This is a genomic window from Vibrio sp. 1562 (genome assembly GCF_033340155.1).
GTDB classification, from domain to species: domain Bacteria; phylum Pseudomonadota; class Gammaproteobacteria; order Enterobacterales; family Vibrionaceae; genus Vibrio; species Vibrio alginolyticus.
Genome location: NZ_JAWOVY010000074.1, coordinates 1 through 1585, shown reverse-complemented (window position 1 = coordinate 1585; position 1585 = coordinate 1). Strand labels below are relative to the sequence as shown.

Below are 1585 nucleotides of genomic sequence, written 5' to 3'. Positions count from 1 at the left end.
AACTTGAGTATCTACGGAGAAACTAACGAATGACAAATGCAGTTCGCACCATTCAAACTCAGCGCCTAATGACCATTGGTGCGCTTGGTTTAATGGCGTTAATGATTTCGGAGCCCTCATTTGCGGGCACCGGTGGTGATGCTTTCACCGATGTGTGGGATACCCTAAAAGACTGGACCCAAGGTACTTTGGGACGGATCGTAGCGGGAGCCATGGTACTGGTGGGTATTGTGGGCGGTATCGCTCGCCAAAGCTTGATGGCTTTTGCCTTGGGCATTGGTGGCGGTATGGGTCTCTACAATACGCCAACAGTCGTTGAAAGTGTCATGTCTGCAACTTTACCTGTTGTTGCCAGCACTCAAGAAGTCATTGGCACAGCAGTTCCAGCGATCAGCGCCGTTTTACTGGGCACCTGATAATATTTACGGCTTCTCTTGTGAAAGGGGAGCCGTCATCTCAGTCTATCGACAATGATTTTTCGATATCGCAGATCCTTGCCATGAGTACTAAAGGATCAAACGTCGATTCTTTGAAGCCAAATTTCTTGTAGAACGTTTGCGCACTACCATCAATAGCATGGACTAAGATTCCTGCTCCACCGACAGCGTTCATTGCTTGTACTGAGCGAATGATACAATCTTTTAAAAGACCTGCCGCAATGCCTTGACCTTGATAGGCGTTATCTACTCCAAGCCTGGCTAGAATCACCATGGGAATGGGATCTGGACTATTTCTTCTTAATGAACTGAAAGCTTGCTCTCTGGAAACCGATCCCATGGCAATGGCATAGTACCCGACCACTTGATGGGCGTCAGTGTCATTGACCACATACACCCTCGCGGTTCCCCGCTTTTGACTCTTTAACGCCTGTTTTCTTAACCAATTATCGAGCTCTTCAATGCCACATTGAAAGGCATTAAGCTGGTGCTCATCAGTGAGGAGGGTTGGTGCACTTATTCCCAAGGCGCTTTCCTCTTAAACAGATCTTTCATACCTTCAAGAGTCTGTGGCTCTGCACGAAGTTCGTTATCAAACGCTTCAAAAGCCTTTGCTTCTAGAACAAAATCCCGCTGTTCTGCCAGTATACTATGCGCTTCATTGAGCGCTGCTTGCTGAATGAACACGGTTCTATCAACTTTTTTTAAACTTGCTGCGGCATCGATGATGTCTCTTACCGATGGCAGTACTCGCATGTTGATTGGCGCTGTCTTTGTAGCCATGGTACCATCCTCTGTATATCTATTTAATACACAGTTTAAATGACTTTTCCGTGTAGTCAATGGATATACGAATTGTTGGGCATGAAACTTGAGAGTAGGTCTGTTTGATTTCGAGGGGATGTCACTCTTTCTGGTTTAAAATATTGCAAAAATTAACACCTAAGGTATGAAAAAAAGGAATCAGCTAAACCAGATGACTTGAGGGGAAGCCTGTAAGGCTGCCAGAATGAAAGCTATACCTGAACTAATAGTGCGTAACAACAAGTGGCACCCTAGCAAGGCATCCAATTCTTCAATCTATCTAACCGAGTCCACATAGGACAACTGCATAGACTGGAGCCTCGATTTACATTAACGAGGACTCC

Annotated in this window: 3 protein-coding genes; 1 reads left to right on the top strand and 2 read right to left on the bottom strand. The window is 45.6% G+C overall.

The annotated features are described in order from the left end of the window. Nucleotides 1-29 precede the first annotated feature (29 nt). Nucleotides 30-416 carry a TraA family conjugative transfer protein gene (traA, locus tag R7Z49_RS23235; protein ID WP_023584042.1) on the top strand — a complete coding sequence of 129 codons (387 nt, stop codon included), beginning with the start codon at nucleotides 30-32 and terminating at the stop codon, nucleotides 414-416. Between the two features lie 40 nt (nucleotides 417-456). Here traA and R7Z49_RS23230 read toward each other — a convergent pair whose 3' ends face one another. Then, complete coding sequence (locus tag R7Z49_RS23230; RefSeq protein WP_258500909.1) at nucleotides 457-963, bottom strand: GNAT family N-acetyltransferase; 507 nt, start codon at nucleotides 961-963, stop codon at nucleotides 457-459. Further along, on the bottom strand, nucleotides 954-1220 hold the full coding sequence (locus R7Z49_RS23225) for a DUF1778 domain-containing protein (RefSeq protein WP_000212004.1): 267 nt from the start codon (nucleotides 1218-1220) through the stop codon (nucleotides 954-956). Before R7Z49_RS23225 ends, R7Z49_RS23230 begins: the two co-directional genes overlap by 10 nt. Nucleotides 1221-1585 lie beyond the last annotated feature (365 nt).

Excerpts from the sequence above, each read along its gene's own strand:
- R7Z49_RS23225 (WP_000212004.1), bottom strand. The coding sequence starts at position 1,220 with ATGGCTACAAAGACAGCGCCAATCAACATGCGAGTACTGCCATCGGTA.
- traA (WP_023584042.1), top strand. The coding sequence starts at position 30 with ATGACAAATGCAGTTCGCACCATTCAAACTCAGCGCCTAATGACCATT.